The 17,094-nt window shown below is 67.5% G+C and carries 16 protein-coding genes; 6 read left to right on the top strand and 10 right to left on the bottom strand.

Features of this window, described 5'->3' with window-relative positions; all coding sequences use genetic code 11:
* Positions 1–231: 231 nt before the first annotated feature.
* Positions 232–1,812, top strand: coding sequence for a GH39 family glycosyl hydrolase (locus FD678_RS07865; protein WP_218569569.1), 1,581 nt, complete (start codon positions 232–234; stop codon positions 1,810–1,812).
* Positions 1,813–1,924: 112 nt separating this feature from the next.
* Here the strand turns inward: FD678_RS07865 and FD678_RS07860 are convergent, their stop codons facing one another.
* The 6 genes from FD678_RS07860 to FD678_RS07835 all read right to left on the bottom strand — a co-directional run bounded on the left by FD678_RS07860 (position 1,925) and on the right by FD678_RS07835 (position 8,008).
* Positions 1,925–2,551, bottom strand: a complete 627-nt coding sequence (locus tag FD678_RS07860; RefSeq protein WP_140720987.1) for an RES family NAD+ phosphorylase — start codon at positions 2,549–2,551, stop codon at positions 1,925–1,927.
* Positions 2,552–2,569: 18 nt separating this feature from the next.
* Positions 2,570–3,196, bottom strand: a complete 627-nt coding sequence (locus tag FD678_RS07855) for an integrase (RefSeq protein WP_140720984.1) — start codon at positions 3,194–3,196, stop codon at positions 2,570–2,572.
* A gap of 122 nt (positions 3,197–3,318) precedes the next feature.
* A complete protein-coding gene (locus tag FD678_RS07850) occupies positions 3,319–5,604 on the bottom strand; it encodes an FdhF/YdeP family oxidoreductase (RefSeq protein ID WP_140720981.1) in 2,286 nt (761 codons plus the stop codon).
* Positions 5,605–5,749: 145 nt separating this feature from the next.
* Positions 5,750–6,523, bottom strand: a complete 774-nt coding sequence (locus tag FD678_RS07845) for a hypothetical protein (protein ID WP_140720978.1) — start codon at positions 6,521–6,523, stop codon at positions 5,750–5,752.
* 217 nt (positions 6,524–6,740) lie between these two features.
* The gene (locus FD678_RS07840; RefSeq protein WP_140720975.1) at positions 6,741–7,166 is read right to left on the bottom strand and encodes a lysozyme inhibitor LprI family protein; all 426 of its coding nucleotides are present in this window, start codon (positions 7,164–7,166) and stop codon (positions 6,741–6,743) included.
* Between the two features lie 164 nt (positions 7,167–7,330).
* Complete coding sequence (locus FD678_RS07835; protein ID WP_140721936.1) at positions 7,331–8,008, bottom strand: TetR/AcrR family transcriptional regulator; 678 nt, start codon at positions 8,006–8,008, stop codon at positions 7,331–7,333.
* 80 nt (positions 8,009–8,088) lie between these two features.
* Between FD678_RS07835 and FD678_RS07830 the strand changes: the two genes are divergently transcribed.
* Positions 8,089–9,207 (top strand): FAD-dependent oxidoreductase, encoded by a 1,119-nt coding sequence (locus tag FD678_RS07830; protein ID WP_140720972.1) that lies wholly within the window; start codon positions 8,089–8,091, stop codon positions 9,205–9,207.
* Between the two features lie 159 nt (positions 9,208–9,366).
* Here the strand turns inward: FD678_RS07830 and FD678_RS07825 are convergent, their stop codons facing one another.
* On the bottom strand, positions 9,367–10,206 hold the full coding sequence (locus FD678_RS07825; RefSeq protein WP_140720969.1) for a type 1 glutamine amidotransferase domain-containing protein: 840 nt from the start codon (positions 10,204–10,206) through the stop codon (positions 9,367–9,369).
* 34 nt (positions 10,207–10,240) lie between these two features.
* Positions 10,241–10,948, bottom strand: a complete 708-nt coding sequence (locus FD678_RS07820) for a type 1 glutamine amidotransferase domain-containing protein (RefSeq protein ID WP_140720966.1) — start codon at positions 10,946–10,948, stop codon at positions 10,241–10,243.
* Between the two features lie 98 nt (positions 10,949–11,046).
* On the opposite strand from FD678_RS07820, the gene FD678_RS07815 reads away from it, so the two are divergent.
* Entirely contained in the window at positions 11,047–11,979 is a 933-nt protein-coding gene (locus FD678_RS07815) for a LysR family transcriptional regulator (RefSeq protein WP_140720963.1), read from the top strand.
* A 43-nt stretch (positions 11,980–12,022) separates the two neighbouring features.
* Here FD678_RS07815 and FD678_RS07810 read toward each other — a convergent pair whose 3' ends face one another.
* Positions 12,023–12,943, bottom strand: a complete 921-nt coding sequence (locus FD678_RS07810) for a LysR family transcriptional regulator (RefSeq protein ID WP_140720960.1) — start codon at positions 12,941–12,943, stop codon at positions 12,023–12,025.
* 107 nt (positions 12,944–13,050) lie between these two features.
* Between FD678_RS07810 and FD678_RS07805 the strand changes: the two genes are divergently transcribed.
* Both FD678_RS07805 and FD678_RS07800 read left to right on the top strand, forming a co-directional pair.
* Positions 13,051–13,797, top strand: coding sequence for an SDR family oxidoreductase (locus FD678_RS07805; protein WP_140720957.1), 747 nt, complete (start codon positions 13,051–13,053; stop codon positions 13,795–13,797).
* Positions 13,798–13,824: 27 nt separating this feature from the next.
* The gene (locus FD678_RS07800; protein ID WP_140720954.1) at positions 13,825–14,724 is read left to right on the top strand and encodes an SDR family oxidoreductase; all 900 of its coding nucleotides are present in this window, start codon (positions 13,825–13,827) and stop codon (positions 14,722–14,724) included.
* A 160-nt stretch (positions 14,725–14,884) separates the two neighbouring features.
* Here the strand turns inward: FD678_RS07800 and FD678_RS07795 are convergent, their stop codons facing one another.
* The gene (locus FD678_RS07795) at positions 14,885–15,787 is read right to left on the bottom strand and encodes a LysR family transcriptional regulator (protein WP_140720951.1); all 903 of its coding nucleotides are present in this window, start codon (positions 15,785–15,787) and stop codon (positions 14,885–14,887) included.
* Positions 15,788–15,901: 114 nt separating this feature from the next.
* Between FD678_RS07795 and FD678_RS07790 the strand changes: the two genes are divergently transcribed.
* The gene (locus tag FD678_RS07790; protein WP_140720947.1) at positions 15,902–17,086 is read left to right on the top strand and encodes an MFS transporter; all 1,185 of its coding nucleotides are present in this window, start codon (positions 15,902–15,904) and stop codon (positions 17,084–17,086) included.
* The last annotated feature ends 8 nt before the right edge of the window (positions 17,087–17,094 follow it).

The raw sequence follows: 17,094 nt of genomic DNA, 5'->3' as shown, positions 1-17,094 counted from the left end.
AAATCCGGCAAACATCATCCATATGGTGCGCGAACCGGACGCGTGGTGAGCAGCGGGTTGGGATCTCGCGCTCCGGGCGGACGTGCCAGGCCTGCGGACAGGCAAACCTCGGTAGTTTGAGTGGACGGCATATCGTTTCCGAGGCCGGCAAGCATTACGCTTGCCAGGCGCGGTGGTACGCTTCCGGGCCGCCGCTTCACCCTCCCATCGAATCAGAGGCAGGCCAGACCCATGATCCATCGCTCACTGCTCAAGCTCGGCACGACCATGGCGCTGGCCGCGCCCCTCATTGCCGTGGCGGCCGGCCTGCCTCCACGGCTTGTCGAGCTCGATGTCGCCCAGACGAACGGACCGATCGATCGCTTCTTCGATCTTTCCATCGGTGCCGACTATCCCGGCACCTTGATCCGCGACGAGAACCAGGCGCAACTGAAGACGGTCGTTGACGAACTGGGCTTTCGCTATGTGCGATTCCACGCCATCTTCCATGACGTGCTCGGTACGGTGAAGGTCGAGAACGGCATTACCCGCTACGACTTCAGCGGCATCGACAAGCTCTACGACAACCTGCTCGCCAAGGGCATCCGGCCTTTCGTCGAACTCGGCTTCACGCCGGAAGCGCTTGCGACCTCGCCGCAGACCATTTTCTACTGGAAAGGCAACACCTCGCATCCGGAACCCAAGGCATGGCGCGCGCTCGTCGAAGCCTTCATCCACCATGTACGCGAACGCTACGGCGTCGACGAGGTGAGGCGCTGGTACTTCGAGGTCTGGAACGAACCCAATCTCGGTGGTTTCTGGGAAGGCGCCGATCAACAGGCCTATTTCGCGCTGTACCTGGATACGGCGAAAGCGATCAAGGCCATCGATCCGCAGCTGCGCGTCGGCGGGCCGGCCACCGCCGGTGCGGCCTGGATACCGGAGTTTCTCGCCTATGCAAAGGAAAAAGGCGCGCCGGTCGATTTCGTGGCGACGCACGCCTACGGGGTCGACGGCGGTTTCCTCGACGAATCGGGCAAGGAAGACACCAAGCTGTCCGGTTCGCCCGACGCGATCGTCGGCGACGTGCGCCGCTCGCGACAGCAGATCGCGGCATCGGCCTTTCCGGACCTTCCGCTGTATTTCACCGAATGGAGCACCAGTTACACCCCGCGCGACCCGGTGCATGATTCGTACATCAGCGCCCCTTACGTCTTGACCAAGTTGAAGCAAAGCAAAGGCCTCGCTCAAGGCATGAGCTACTGGGTCTACACCGATCTGTTCGAAGAACCGGGACCGCCGCCCACGCCGTTTCACGGCGGTTTCGGGCTGCTGACGCGCGAGGGCATCCGCAAGCCGGTCTATTTCGCCTACAAGTACCTGCATGCACTGCAAGGACAGGAGCTTTCCAGCAGCGACGCATCGACCTGGGCCGCGACCGATGGCACGACGGTCTCCGCAGTGGTCTGGGACTGGCAGCAACCCGAGCAGCCCGTCAGCAACCGCCCCTTCTTCACCAAGCCGCTGCCGGCGACGGAGGCACGCCCGGTGCAACTGCGATTGACGCACCTGGCCCCCGGCAGCTATCGATTGAAGGCAAGGCGGACCGGCTTCAAGGCCAACGATGCGCACACCGCCTACCTGGAAATGGGCTCGCCGGCGTCCTTGGATGCCAAGCAACTGGCTCGCCTGCAGGCGTTGACCACCGACGCCCCGGAAATCGATCGCCGCGTGCGCGTCGAACGCGATGGCCGCCTTTCCCTGGACTTGCCGATGCGCAGCAACGATGTGGTCCTGGTTACCGCCGAACGGCTGGAGGAGACCCGGCGATGATCGCATGGCTAGCGCGCGGCATTCGTCGTGAGTCGGTCAAAGCATGAAAAAACCCATATGAACCGCTCCGATGAGAAATGCTCGCGGGCGCCTCGGCCCGCCCCATCCTGCATCAGGACATCTCGTCGTCGGGCGCCACCGGCCCGGGATCGGGCTCCACGGCGATGCCATAGGCCGCGACGAAGGCCGGCCAGCCCGCGTGGTCGACCAGGTCGATGTCGTCGACGACCTTGACCTTCGCCTTGGCCCGCTCGAACAACGCAATGCTCGCGGCCGGATAGTTGTTGCGCGACGGATAGAGCACTCCGTCGAACAGCGGAACCCCGTCCGCTCCGGGTACCGCATGGATCTGGGCGGACACCCGCTGCGTGCAGGCATAGTCGCGGCCTGCCAGCTGCTCCAGGTTCAAGCCCAGGTAGGCCGCCATGACGCCCTCGGCGGTCAGATCGGCCAGGCGCAGCGAGTCCAGGACGCCCACCACGCGCACCAGCCGGCCCCGGATTTCCGCCAGGGCGATCGAACGCCTGGCATCCACGCGCCAGGCGTGTCCGTGGAACACCGATTCCATCAGTGCCGTGGGCAGGTCGCTGCCCAGGTAGAGCACGCCGTAATCCCTTGATGGCGCATCGTAGCGGTTGGCGCCGCCGCGGCCGTAATGCAGCGCGGTCCCCCGATACGCAACACGGCTGACGTGCTGGAGCAGTTCACCCGCGTCGATCAGGAACGACGGCAACTCCATGCCTACTCCCACTCCGTCTCAATCGACGTGCACGCCCAGCACGTTGAATACCGCCCTGGCCACGTCGTCGATCGAGTCGGCTGTCACCGCCTCCACCGGCGCGCGCCCGCCCAGGCCTTCGAGCGGTTCGGACAGCGCGCGGTAGAGCGTCCAGGAATCGATGCCTTCCACCTTCCGGAGCACGGCCTGCGTCAACTGCTGCTTCACCGGGTCGAGCTGCCAGTCCGGCAGCCTCTGGCCGCGCGGGCCCACGTTCAACGCCAGCAGCCGGCGGGCGTCGATGTCCTTGTAGATCTGCTGGCGCGACTTGTCCGCCAGCCTGGCGAACTCGGGCAGCGGCAAATTGTGCGGCTGGCCGAAGGCTTCCAGCATGGCGGCGCGGCCGCGCTGGATGTCGGTGGCGCCAGGCGTCCAGCGCGTGCCGGCGCGCAGCGTGGCCGCCTTGCGCGCCAGGATCTGCTCCACCGTCTGCGCCTCCAGGGCAGCGGGCAGCTCCACCGCTTCCACGCGCTCGTGGACGAACGCCTCGAGTTCGGCCGCGAAGGCACGGGCATCCCGGATCTCGACGAGGCTGGAAAAGCGTCGCACGTCCTCCACCGTGACGTGCGGCAGGTGGTCGGCGATGAAGGCGAGGCTCTTGGACATGGTCACTCCCGCGGGCAGGATCGAGACAGGCCGACCATAATCTCAAATGTCGCATTTGTCAACTATGTCAACCCATTCAAGCCCCGCCGACCGGGCGATCCGTGGCGGAGGAAACGCCCCGGTCAGGCCGGCACGACCGGCGGCGAACGCTGCACCCGCACGGGAATGGACTTGTAGGAGGGCGTGCCGCTCTCCTCGTCGATGTAGTCCAGCGGCACCAATACGTTGGCTTCCGGGTAGTAGGCCGCCACCGAGCCGCGCGCGATGTTGTATTCGATCGCCGTGACGCCCTCCAGCCGCAACCTGCGCCCGTTCGAGACCGTCTCGATGTCCACCCGGTCGCCATGCTCCAGCCCCAGCGCCGCCAGGTCCTGCGGGTTCACGAACAGCACGTCGCGGCGGCCGAACACCCCGCGATAGCGATCGTCCAGGCCATAGATGGTGGTGTTGTACTGGTCGTGGCTGCGGATCGTCACCAGCCGCATCACGTCGTCCGGCCAGGGTTCGTAGCGTTCGCGCACGCCCGGGAACACCGAGAACATGGCCTTGCCCGTCGGCGTGTTCCATCGGCGCTCGGTCGGCGGCAGCGGCATGCGGAAACCGCCGGGCACCCGGATGCGCCGGTTGTAATCGTCGAAACCCGGGACGGTGCGCTCGATCAGGTCGCGGATGCGGTCGTAGTCGGCCACCAGCTCCGACCAGTTCACCCGGCTGCCGGGCAACGTGGCGAGCGCCATGCCGGCGACGATGGCCGGCTCGGAACGCAAGGACTCCGAGGCCGGCTTGAGCTTGCCGGCGGAGGCGTGGACCATGGACATCGAGTCCTCCACCGTCACCGATTGCGGCCCGCCGGCCTGCACGTCGCGCTCGGTGCGGCCGAGCACGGGCAACAGGAAAGTCTCCTTGCCGACCAGCAGATGCGAGCGGTTGAGCTTGGTGCCCAGGTGGACGCTCAAGTCGAGCTTCTTCATCGCAGAGAAGCACAGCTGCGGATCGGGCAGCGCCACGGCGAAATTGCCGCCCAGGCAGATCAGCGCCTTGGCGGTTCCTTCGGCCATGGCCTCCATCGCCTTGACCGCATCGTGGCCGTGGGCCTTGGGCGGCACGAAGCCGAAGACCTCCTCAAGACGCCGCAGGAAGTCCTCGGACGGCTTCTCGGTGATGCCGACCGTGCGATTGCCCTGCACGTTCGAATGCCCGCGCAACGGGCAGATGCCTGCCCCCGGTTTGCCGAAGTTGCCCCGCAGCAACAGCAGGTCGGCAATAAGCCTGACGTTGGCCGTGCCGGTGTTGTGCTGGGTGATGCCCATGCCGTAGGTGACGATGGCGGCCTTCGACCTGGAGTAGAGCCCGGCCACCTGCTCCAGGTCGGCGCGCTGCAGCCCGCTTTCCTTCTCGATGTCGGCCCAGTCGGTCGCTTCCAGGTCGGCGGCCAGCGCTTCGAAACCCAGCGTGTGCTCGGCGATGAAGTCGTGGTCGAGCGCGTCGCCGCGCCCGGCATCCAGCGCCAGCAGCGCCTTCATGATGCCCTTGAGCGCGGCCGCGTCGCCGCCCGCCTTGACCTGGTAGTAGGTCGAGGCGATGTCGGTCGAACCGTAGGTCGCCATCTCCACCACGTTCTGCGGATCGGCGAAGCGCTCCAGCGCGCGCTCGCGCAACGGATTGAACACGATGATCGGCACCTTGCGGCGCGCGGCTTCGTGCAGCGTGCCCATCATGCGCGGATGGTTGGTACCGGGGTTGTGGCCGATCGAGAGGATGAAGTCGGTGTGCTCGAAGTCGTCCAGCGATACCGTCCCCTTGCCGATGCCGATGGATCGCGGCAGCCCCGTGCTGGTCGCCTCGTGGCACATGTTGGAGCAGTCGGGGAAATTGTTGGTGCCGAACTCGCGCGCGAACAGTTGGAACAGGTAGGCCGCCTCGTTCGAGGCGCGCCCGGAGGTGTAGAACTCGGCCTGGTCCGGCGAGGACAGCCCGCGCAGCACCTCGCCGATGCGCGCGAAGGCGGCGTCCCACTCGATCGGGCGGAACGTGTCGGTGGCCGGGTCGTAGGCCATCGGGTGGGTCAGGCGACCGAAATCCTCGAGCGCGTGGTCCGACAGCGCCAGCAGTTCGGTGACCGTGTGCTGCGCGAAGAACTCGGGCGTCACGCGCTTGCTGGTCGCCTCCCAGGTGACGGCCTTGGCGCCGTTCTCGCAGAACTGGAAGGTCGAGCGATGCTCCTTGTCGGGCCAGGCGCAGCCCGGGCAGTCGAAGCCCGTGGGTTGGTTGGTGCGCAACAGCACCCCGGGCGCCTCGGCCACTTCCATCTGCTGGTAAACGGCCTGCGCGGTCGCCTTCAGCGCACCCCATCCGCCGGCGGGACCATCGTAGGGGCGGATGCCGGGTATTTCGCGTCGTGTCGCCATGGAGCCCTTCTTCGGATTTTTCTGCGTGGGAAGCGTCCGAGTCCGCTGGACACGGCCACACGCCTCGGCCGACGAAGCATACGGCCAAACCATGGGCCGTACCGACAGTTCCCCTGCCTAGGCCTGGCTTGAACGAACATCCCTCTTACAAGCCTGGTGCTACCAATCGACGGCCAAGTGACTGCCGGCATGGCTTGCCGATGATCGGACGGGCAACTGCACCGTCCAGGCTTGCACAGGCACTTGCCCAGTTCGACGAAGAACTGGCCAAGTGGGAGAGAACCGGTTCGGCTATCTCACGCGCTTGAGCCTGGCAAGCGACCATCCCGCGACCAGTGCAAACGCGACAGCCGCCAGTATCGAGAGCCAGACCGAGCGCGTCTTCCACTGCCTCATGGGCCAGGCCGGCAGGCACGGGCGCATCGGCATGCTCCATTACCTCCATGTCCGCAAGCATGCTCGTCATCCAACCGGTGGCGTCCTCGATGTCGGGCAAGCCGGAAGTCCGCACCAGGACGTAATCGCCATAATGATCCCGCACATGATCGGAGAACGCCTGGTAGACGGGCCGGTAGCGTTCCCCGATCAGATCGATCAAGCGCTCGCGGCGCGCCTCCAGCCGCGCGAGTGCGCTATCGCGGCTGGCGACCAGATAGGGGTAAGTGGCCTCGAGTTCGGAAGGCGTGGCGTCTTCGAGGAACTCTTCCAATTCCACCGCGCCTTCCACCGGATCGAAATCATCGATAACGGCGGCGTAACGAATATCGCCAGGGCCGAACATCGCTTGCCATAGCAAGGGGATCGCGGCGTTGGCCACCAGTGATGGCCCTCCGGATCCGTAGTAGGCGGGCAGCTCCCCCTTGCGTCCTTCCGGCATGCGCGGCCACGGCGGGCTCTCGAGGAATACGGGATGGGACATGCGTGCTGCCTCTCTCCTTGGTTGGTTCCCTGCCAGTCGCTTCGCATGCCATGGCATACACCATGGGTCATGCGGAACGTATCGCCATTCAATCCATATCGATCCGGCAATATCAACGCTCCGGATATCCCGGGAGATGCGTGCGGCCGCGTCTGGATTCCGCACTGGGCACGCGGCGCTTTCCTCCTGGGACGACGGTCGCCGCCGGGTTGTCCGGTCACTGCTCGATCATCAGCACGCGTGCATAGGCTTCGAGTTGGAGCGCGCGATCGCGGACGATATTCGTCGACGCTCCCGCTTCCATGGGGACATACATCGTTCCCTGCCGGGTTGCGTAGATCGCCGAGCGGGCATCCGCCTCGGCAGTACTGAACGCCAACCAGGCACGTTGGGCCTGGCGCAGGCGTTGCGCCGCGTCCGGCGGCAGCTCGCGCATCAAGGTGCGATAGGCCGCGTTCATCCGCCTGTCGTACTCGCGCATGGCCGTCGCTTCGCATTCGGTCTGGCCTGCGGTCGATGCGTGGGCGGCATCGTCAAGGCAGCGCTGCAATGCAGCCGCGGTTGGGTCGTCCTCCGCCGCATTCACGGCCCCGGCGTGCACCGCGCCGAGTACGAAAAGAAAGACACCGAGCCTGCGAGTCATCCTTCGTCCCCACCCTTCGAAACATCCGGGAATTGCCCGCGGGAGTTTGGCATAAGCCGCGGCCCAAGGCGTTTCCGAAAGCCACGCTCGCCCCTCAAGCTCAGTCCGGTTTGCCTGGTGATCCAAGATGGAGGCCTTGAAGCGGCATATGAACGCCGCCCGGCCTAGGCGTTTCGACCGACGCAGGCGCCCGCCAGGATGAAGTCGACGCCGGCAACGAACTGTTGGCGATCGTCATGCTCGCCCAGCTGCACCGCCACCCGCCGAAGGAACGGACGCGATCCGGGATCATCCTGGATCCAGCCCGCGGCCATGCCCTCCAGCCACGCCTTGCGATCCGTTCCGCCAGGAAGCATGCGGGCGTTGGCCGCATTCTGGCCGGCCACGCCGAGGATGTAGTTCGTCAGCGCCGAGGCGCAGTCGAATTGCGCATCCACGGGGACACCCAGTGGCTGGAGCCATCCGCCGACGCGTTCGAAGATCTCCCCAACCGCGGAATGCCAGGGTTCGCGGGAAAGGTGAGCGCCGGCCCAGGGGTGAGCGTCGATCGCGTCGAATACCGCGAGCGCGATGGCGCGGATCGCGGCCCGTGGCTCTTCTTCCTCGGCCACGCTCGCCAGGGCGCGGGCGAGGACGTCGCTCGTCGCGGCGGCAAGGAGGCCGTTCCTGTCGGCGATGTGCCAGTAGATCGCCCCGCTGCCCGTCGCCAGGTGTGCCGCCAGCGCCCGAAACGTCAGAGCGGCCTCCCCCTGCGCATCGAGGATCTCGATCGCCGCCTCGACGATCCGCGCCTTGGAAAGGGCGTCCGCGCGCCGCGCTGTCTTGTGGACTCGTTTGGACATGCGCCCACCATGACATATCTGGAACATTGTTCCAATCCTTGCCACGTGGAACAATGTTCCAATCATCCCGAGGCGTCGCCATGACCACTTCCGTCACCATTGTCGGTGCAGGCCTGGGCGGCCTGACCCTCGCCCGCGTGCTCCATGTCCACGGCATCGCTGCCACGATCTACGAGGCGGAGCCCTCCGCGTACGCCCGCACTCAAGGCGGCCTGCTTGACGTTCACGAACACGATGGCCAGCGCGCGCTCGCTGCCGCCGGCCTGACGGACGCATTCCGCGCCATCGTCCACGAAGGTGGCGACGCGACGCGTGCGCTCGACCGGGACGGCAACGTGCTGCTCGACCAACCTAGCGACGGCAGGCGTCCCGAGGTGCTCCGGGGCGACCTGCGGCGGCTCCTCATCGACTCCTTGCCTGCCGGGACGATCCGGTGGGGGCGGAAGCTGGCCGGAGCCAGGCGACTTGGCGCCGGCCGCCACGAACTGACCTTCGCCGATGGCTCGACGGTGGAGACCGAATGGCTGGTCGGCGCCGATGGCGCCTGGTCGAAGGTACGCCCGCTGCTGTCGGACGCGGAACCCATCCATGTCGGCGTGTCCTTCGTCGAGACCTACCTGCATGACGCTGATCGGCGGTTCCCCGCAACGGCGGCGGCGGTCGGCGCCGGCGGCATGTTCGCGCTCGAACCGGGCAAGGGGATCACCGCGCACCGGGAGCCGGCCGGCGTGCTCCATGCCTACGTTCAACTGAAGCGACCCGCGGCGTGGTTTGCGCAAATCGACTTCAACGACGCCGCGACCGCGAAGACCCGGATAGCCGCCGAGTTCGACGGGTGGGCATCGGCCCTTACCACGTTGATCACCGGCAGCGACACCGCGCCGGTCCTGCGAACGGTCAACGCGCTGCCCGTAGGCCACCGATGGCCTCGTACGCCCGGCGTGACGCTGCTCGGCGACGCCGCACACCTGTCGCCACCGGCCGGCGACGGCGCGAACCTGGCGATGCTCGACGGGGCCGAGCTCGGCGAGGCCATAGCCGCCCGGCCCGGAGACATCGAGGATGCGCTGGCGACCTACGAGGCCGCGATGTTCTCGCGCAGCGAAGCGGCGGCCGCGGACGCGCATCGCATCCTGGACCTTTGCCTGGGTGAGCGCGCGCCCTTCGGCCTCATCGATTTCCTCGGCACGGAACCATGAAATTCAAGGCTAGGCTTGCCGGGGACCGGGGCCCATGGAGGCTCCTTGCGGCAAGCCGGTGGCATGCGCGCGCGAACGCGCACGCACTTCGTCGGGGGCAAGAGCGCCGGCAGGCTGGCGCCTGCCGGCCGCGGGGGAAGCAGCGGCGTCCCGGCAGCGCTACTTCAAGCGCTTGAGCAGTTCCTGCGCGACGCCGACCGCGGAGGCCGGGTTCTGGCCGGTGACCAGTTCGCGATCGACGACGACATTGGCCGTCCAGGGCGCGGCGTTGCTGCGGTACCGCACCCCGGCCTGCTGCAAGGCCGTCTGCGGATAGAACTTCATCTCGCCGCCGCCGAGCTGCGGTTTGGCCTGCTCTTCCTCCTGGTTGCTGATGACCGTGACCTGGTAACCGCGGTAGATCCATTGCGGCACGCGCACGGCCTGCCCGGACTCCAGCGCGGCCACGAAGCCAGCGGCGTCCGGCAACGTGGAAAGCAGCGCGATCGGGCCGTGGCAGACCAATGCCGTGGTCTTGTTGCGACCGTGGAAATCGGCGAGCAGGCGTCCCAGCGCCGGGCTTGCCAGCAGGTCCTGCATCGGCGCATGACCGCCGGGGATGTAGACCGCATCGAAGCGGGCATACCCCTGCTGCTCGATGCGCGCCAGGCTCACGACCGGCGATTTCTCCCTGGAGGTCAGCGCCAGCCGGTCGAGCAGGTCCTGGTGCGCCTTCAGCTGGGCGGCGTCGTTGCCGAAGTACATCGGGTCGATGGAGTTCGCATCCACCGTCGGGGCCCGTCCCGTCGGCGTGGCGAACGTCACCTGGTGGCCGGCATCGAGCAGCAGCTTGACCGGCTGCATCAGCTCGTTGAGATAGAAACCGGTCGGGAAGACCTTGCCGTCCTTCAGGTCCAGCCGGTCGGCATCGGACAGCACGACCAGCACGTTGCCGGCCTGGGCGGTGGTGGCCGCAAGGGCCAGGGCCATCGCGGCCGCAAGTTTGCGCATCAGTTTCATGGTGAGGTTCCTGGTGGACTTCCGGTTCGGGGGCTCAGGCTCGCTGCGCCAGCAGCGCCTCGCGCATCGCCGCCCCGACGCCGCTGGCCGACTGCGGGTTCTGGCCGGTGATCAGGCGTCCGTCGACCACGACCTTGGCGGTCCAGTCCGGCGCGGCATGGTGGTGGGCGCCGCGCCGTTCCAGCGTGGAGGCCAGCAGGAACGGCACGACCGCATCGAGCTGCACGGCGCGTTCCTCGCTATCGGTGAACGCGCTGACGTTCTTGCCCGCGACCAGATGGGCACCGTTGCCCAGCGTGACGTCGACCAGGGCGGCCGGGCCATGGCAGACCGCGCCCACCAGGCCACCGGCTTCGTAGATCCCGCGGGTCACGCGCTGGATGTCGGCGTTGCCGGGGAAATCCCACATCGCGCCGTGGCCGCCGGCGAAGAAGATGCCCGCGTAGCGCGCAGCGTCGACCTCGCCCAGGCGCCGGGTATGCCGCACGGCGTCGCGGAACGCGGGGTCGTTCCAGTAGCGCGCGTTGGTGGCGTCGTCCAGGTCCAGGCCATCGACCGGCGGCTCGCCGCCCTGGATCGAGGCGAATTCGACCGCGATGCCGGCCGCCTCCAATTCGGCCAGCGGATGGGTGACCTCGCCGAGGTAGTAGCCGGTGGGTTGGCCGGTGCTGCCTTTGGTGGCATGGCTGGTCAACACGAACAACACCGGTTTTGCGGGAGGAACGGAGGCGTTCTGGTGCATGGCGATAACCCTGCGTGGTGGAATGCGGCCACTGTATTGGGGCCTCCCGGGGCGATAAACTGGCCTCTTGGAAAAACATTTGTTCTCCAAAGAGCAAGATGAGCCGGAAGTTCAATCATCTAGGGGACGTGGAAGCCTTCGTTGCGGTGGTCGAGCACGGCTCGTTCACGGCCGGCGCGGTAGCGCTGTCGACCACCGCTTCGGTGCTGAGCCGCGCCGTGGCGCGACTGGAAACGCGGCTGGGGCGGCAACTGCTGCAGCGGACCACGCGCCGCCTGGGGCTGACCGAAGCCGGGCGCCTCTACTTCGAACAGGCGCGCTCGGCCTTTTCCCTGTTCGAGGAGGCCGAGCGCGACGTGCTCGGCCAGGAAGGCGAACTGGCCGGGCGCGTGCGGCTGAGCGTGCCCACCACCTACGGGCACTACCGCCTGCCCCCGCTGCTGGCGCGCTTCGCCCGGCAGTATCCGCAGGTGCAGGTGACGCTGAACATCACCAATCGCAACGTCGACCTGATCGCCGAAGGGTTCGACCTGGCCATCCGCCTGGGCCACCTGCCCGACAGCGGCCTGGTCGCGCGCAAGCTCGAAGACGCGCCCTTGCTGCTGGTCGCCTCGCCGGAGTACGTCGAGCGCATGGGCGCGCCGCGGACGCTGGAGGACCTGCACCACCACGTGTGCCTTCCCTTCCTGATGCCCAGCACGGGCCGGCTCGCGCCCTGGGTCTTCCGCGATGGCGGGCGCGACATCGACTGGCTGCCCGACTCGCGCCTGGAGATCTCGGACGACGTGCTGGGCGTGGTGTCGCTGGCCGAACAGGGCGTCGGCATCTGCCAGAGCTACGAGTTCATCGTCCGCGACCGGATCGAGCGAGGCCTGCTGGTGGAACTCCTGCCTCGCCTGCGAGGCCGCACGCGGCCATTCTCGGTGCTGTACGCGCCGCATCGGCGCCAGTCTGCCGCGGCGCGGGCCATGATCGAACTGCTGGTTTCAAGTGCGCTGCCGGCTACGGACGGCAGCGAAAACGGACACTGACCGGCACTGCGGCAAGCGGGGCCCCGGCTCCCGCTTCGTCATCTCACGCGGCTCCCGAAGATCCCTGCGCCGCGTTCGAAGAGAACGCGCTGCTTGCCCACTCGATGAACGCGCGCAACCGCGGCGACGGCAGCCGGGTGCGTGCATACACGATGTTGACCGGGCTGGGCACCGGCGGGAACCGCTCGAGCAAGGGGACCAGCTTTCCGGTCGCGAAATAGTCGTCCAGCCGGTAGCGCGGCGCCTGGATGATGCCGAAGCCGGCGAAGGCGGCGCCCACGTAGGATTCCGCGCCGCCGACCCGCACGCGCGTAGGCAACGCGACGTGGCGGACGCGCCCGTCCTGCTGGAACTCCAAGGGCAGCAACCCGCCGATGGCCGTCGATTTGAAACCGACCATCACGTGGCCATCTTCTTCGAGGGCCTCGATGCTGGCCGGCGTGCCATGCCGCTTGCAGTAGTCCGGCGATGCCGCGGTGGCCTCGGCCAGCAACGTCAGGCGGCGCGCGATCAGGTCGCTGTCGCGCAACTCGCCCACGCGGATGGCGCAGTCGACGCCTTCGCGCACCAGGTCGACGTAGCGATCGCCCTCGCCGACGTCCAGCTCGATGTCCGGGTAGGCGTCCAGGAACGCGGGAAGCCGTGGGAACAGCAGGTTGCGCGCAAGCGTGCCGTGCACCTCGATACGCAACGGGCCACGCGGTTGTGTATCGCGGAAGGCGCTTTCCGCGTCCTCCATGTCGGCGATCAGGCGCTGGCAGCGGCCGTAGAAGATCTCGCCTTCGAGCGTAAGGGCGACCTGGCGGGTGGTCCGCTGCAACAGGCGCACGCCCAGCCGCGATTCCAGCGCCTTGATCGCATCGGTGACGGTCGCCCGCGGCAGGGACAGGTCGTCCGCCGCCCGGGTGAAGCTGCGGCACTCCGCGATCCTGGAAAAGACCCGCATGGCGTCGAAGCGATCCATTATTCGAATTTCCGAATTATGTTCACGGATCTTGCCAGATTATTCCCTGTTTGCGAATGGATAAGGTGCTCCCACCGCAATCCAGCGGTTCCAACGAGACTCCTCACATGAACACGCAAACCCATCCCCGCCAGGTCGCCATCGTCACCGGCGGTTCGCGCGGCATCGGCGCCGCCATTTCCGAACGCCTGGCCGCCAACGGCTACGCGGTGGCCATCAACTACGCCGGCCGGCGCGACGACGCCGAGGCGCTGGCGAGCCGCCTCACCGCCCAGGGCGGCGAAGCGATCGCCCTCCAGGCCGACGTCAGCGATCCGGTCGCGGTACGGCGGCTGTTCGACGCCACCGAGGCCCGCTACGGCGGCGTCGACGTACTGGTCAACAACGCCGGCGTCATGAATCTCGCCCCCATCGCCGAGTTCGACGACGCCGCCTTCGACCGGCTGGTCGCGATCAACCTCAAGGGCAGCTTCAACGGCATGCGCGAAGCGACGCGGCGCCTGCGCGACGGCGGCCGCATCGTCAACCTGTCCACCAGCCTGGTCGGCACCAAGCTGGAAACCTACGGCGTCTACGCCGCGACCAAGGCGGCGGTGGAAACCATGACCGCCATCGTTTCCAAGGAACTGCGCGGCCGCTCGATCACCGTCAACGCGGTGGCGCCGGGCCCCACCGCCACGGAACTGTTCCTGGAAGGCAAGTCGCCCGAACTGATCGACCGCATGGCCAGGATGAACCCGCTCGAACGCCTCGGCACGCCGGAGGACATCGCCGCGGTCGTGGCCTTCCTCGCAAGCCCGCAGGGCGGCTGGGTCAACGGCCAGGTAATCCGCGCCAACGGCGGCATGGTCTGAACCCGCGTCGATATCCGGAGAAAACAAATGAACAAGATCATCCTGGTGACCGGCGCCTCGTCCGGTTTCGGCGCCCTGGCCGCCCGCCAACTGGCGGACCACGGGCACACGGTGTACGCCAGCATGCGCGATACCGCCGGGCGCAACGCGCCCCAGGTGGAAGCGGCGGCCCGCTACGCGCGCGAAAAGAACGTGGATTTGCGCACGGTGGAACTGGACGTGCTGTCCGACGCGTCGGCGCAGGCGGCGGTGCAGGCCATCCTGGCCGAAAGCGGCCGTCTCGACGTGGTGGTGCACAACGCCGGCCACATGGTGTTCGGCCCGGCCGAAGCGTTCGCGCCCGAGCAGTACCTGCAGCTCTACGACGTCAACGTGGTGGGGACGCAGCGCGTGAACCGCGCGGCGCTGCCGCACCTGCGCGCACGGGGCAAGGGATTGCTGGTGTGGGTCGGCTCCAGTAGCACGCGCGGCGGCACGCCGCCGTACCTGGCGCCCTACTTCGCCGCCAAGGCGGCGATGGACTCGGTGGCGGTCTCGTATTCGACCGAGCTCTCGCGCTGGGGCATCGAGACCACCATCGTGGTGCCCGGCGCCTACACCTCCGGGACCAACCACTTCGCGCACTCCGGCAAGCCCGCCGATGCGGCGCGCGCGGCCGAGTACGACGAGGGCCCCTATGCGGGCTTGCCCGCACGGATCATGGAGCGCCTGAAGGCGATGGAACCGGCGGATGCGGACGTGGCCGACGTGGCCGCCGCCATCGCCCGCGTGGTCGACCTGCCGCACGGGCAGCGTCCCTTCCGCGTGCACGTGGATCCTTCCCAGGACGGTGCGGAAACGGTGAACGCCGTAGGCGATCGGGTACGTCGCGAGATGTATCGCAACCTGGGGTTGGAGGACCTGCTCAAGCCGGCGTTGCAGGCTTGATGAACCGGGGCCAATGCCGCGCTGGGACGATGCCAGCGCGGCTTCCGCCCTTGCCCCCGCTCCGGTGGATGGACCACTCGCCGGAGGCACGGCCGGTGCGTTTGCGCCGTCATCGTCGGCCGCCATGCGCATCGCCTGCCCGCCCGCTCGAGCGGCGAGCCTAGTTCTCGAATGTCCCGGGGGCGAGCGCATCGATCATGTAGTCGATGAAGCAGGTGATGCGCGAGGCGAGCGTCGTGTTGCGGTAGTAGACGGCGTTGATCGATTGCCGGACATCCAGCGTCGCCTTCGGCATCACCTGCACCAGGCGTCCTTCCTTGCGATCGGCGTCCGTCATGAAGTCGGACAGGCAGACGATGCCCTCGCCGGCCAGCGCCAACTGGCGCAGGGTCTCGCCGCTGGACGACGCGATGTCCGGGCGGATATGCAGCGGATTGCCGCCCGCGTCGCGCACCGGCCACTGGTTCAAGGTTTCCGGCTGGGTGAACCCGAGCAGGGAATGGTCGGACAGGTCCGCCACTCGCCTGGGCGTCCCGGCACGCGCGAGGTACGCGGGGCTGGCCAGCAGGCGCAGCCGGCTGGTTCCGACCGGGCGCGCGTGCAGCGTCGAGTCCTTCAACGGCCCGATGCGGAATGCCACGTCGGTGCGTTTCTCCAGCAGATCGGTAATGCCCTCGTTGCTGGCGAGTTCCAGTTCCACCTTGGGGAACCGCTCCCGGAACCCGGCGACCCGCGGCACGATGACGTGCAGCATGAAGGGAGTGGCCGCATCCACGCGCAAGCGGCCGACCGGCTGCTGCCGCCGCGCGGCCATCTGCTCCTCCGCCTCTTCCACCGAATCCAGGATGGCGCGGGCCCGGGCCAGGAAAGCCGCGCCTTCTTCCGTCAACTCCAATCGCCGGGTGGTCCGGCGCAGCAAGGTGGTTTCCAGCTTGGATTCCAGCCGCCCCAGCGTGCGGCTGGTGCCGGACACCGTCTGGTCCAGATGCTCGGCCGCCGCGGTGATCGATCCGGTGTCCACCACGGCGGTGAAGGCCTGCAGCTCTTCGAGGGTGATCTTCATTGTTGTCGCGAGATCAAAAGTATTTGACCTATTAGGACGTTTTTCTGGAAATGTAAAGCCCCCAGACTTCGCAGCATCGCTTCACTCCGGAAGCGCCCTGACGTGGAGTCCACCATGCCTCTTGCCCTCCTGGCCCTGACCTTGGCGGCCTTCGCCATCGGGACTACCGAGTTCGTCATCGTCGGCCTGATTCCGACCATCGCGGCCGACCTGGGTGTCGGCCTGCCTTCGGCCGGCCTGCTGGTCAGCCTGTATGCGCTGGGCGTCGCCGTCGGCGCGCCCATCCTGACCGCCATCACGGGCCGGGTGCCGCGCAAGCCGCTCCTGGTCGGGCTGATGGCGCTGTTCACGGTCGGCAACCTGGTGGCCTGGATGGCACCGGGCTACACCACGCTGATCGTCGCCCGCCTGCTGACCGGCCTGGCGCATGGCGTATTCTTCTCGGTCGGCTCCATCGTCGCGACCAGCCTGGTACCGCGCGAGAAGGCGGCCAGGGCGATCGCCACCATGTTCAGCGGCATGACCGTGGCCTTCGTCACCGGCATTCCGCTGGGCACGTTCATCGGCCAGCATTTCGGCTGGCGCACCACTTTCCTGGCGGTCGCCGTGTTCGGCCTGGTGGCGCTGATCGGCGCGCAGTTGCTGGTGCCGCGCGACATCCCGCACACGCCCCCGGCACCGCTGCGCCGGCAACTGGGCGTGCTGCTGCAACCGCGCCTGCTGCTGGTCTACGCCATGACCGCGGTCGGCTACGGCGGTTCGCTGATCGCCTTCACCTTCCTCGCCCCCATCCTCGAGCAGATCTCGGGCTTCCCGCCGCCGATGGTGAGCTTGGTGCTGCTGGCGTATGGCATCTCGGTCGCCATCGGCAATGTCTGGGGCGGCCGCCTGGCGGATCGCCGTGGACCGGTCGATGCACTGAAGATCATCTTCGGCTTGCTGGCGCTGGTCCTGCTGGTGCTGACCTTCACCGCGCCGAGCCCGTGGCTGGTCGTGCTGACCGTGCTCGCCTGGGGCGCCGTGGCCTTCGGCAACGTGCCTGGCCTGCAGGTCTACGTGGTGCGGCAGGCCGAACAGGTGGCGCCCGACGCGACCGACGTCGCGGCCGGCTTCAACATCTCGGCCTTCAACCTGGGCGTGGCGGGCGGTTCGTGGGCCGGCGCGCAGGTGGTCGCTCACTTCGGCCTGGCGCACACGCCCTGGATCGCCGCGCTGGTGACGCTGGGCGCGCTTGGCCTGACCGTCCTGTCGGGCCGGCTGGACCGCCGCAGCGCTGCCGCCCTGTCCGCCGGCGCCTGATGTCCCTT

This window comes from Pseudomonas sp. Hp2 (assembly GCF_006386585.1).
In the GTDB taxonomy this organism is placed as follows: Bacteria; Pseudomonadota; Gammaproteobacteria; order Xanthomonadales; family Xanthomonadaceae; genus Pseudomonas_S; species Pseudomonas_S boreopolis.
This window is presented reverse-complemented; position numbering and strand designations above follow the sequence as displayed.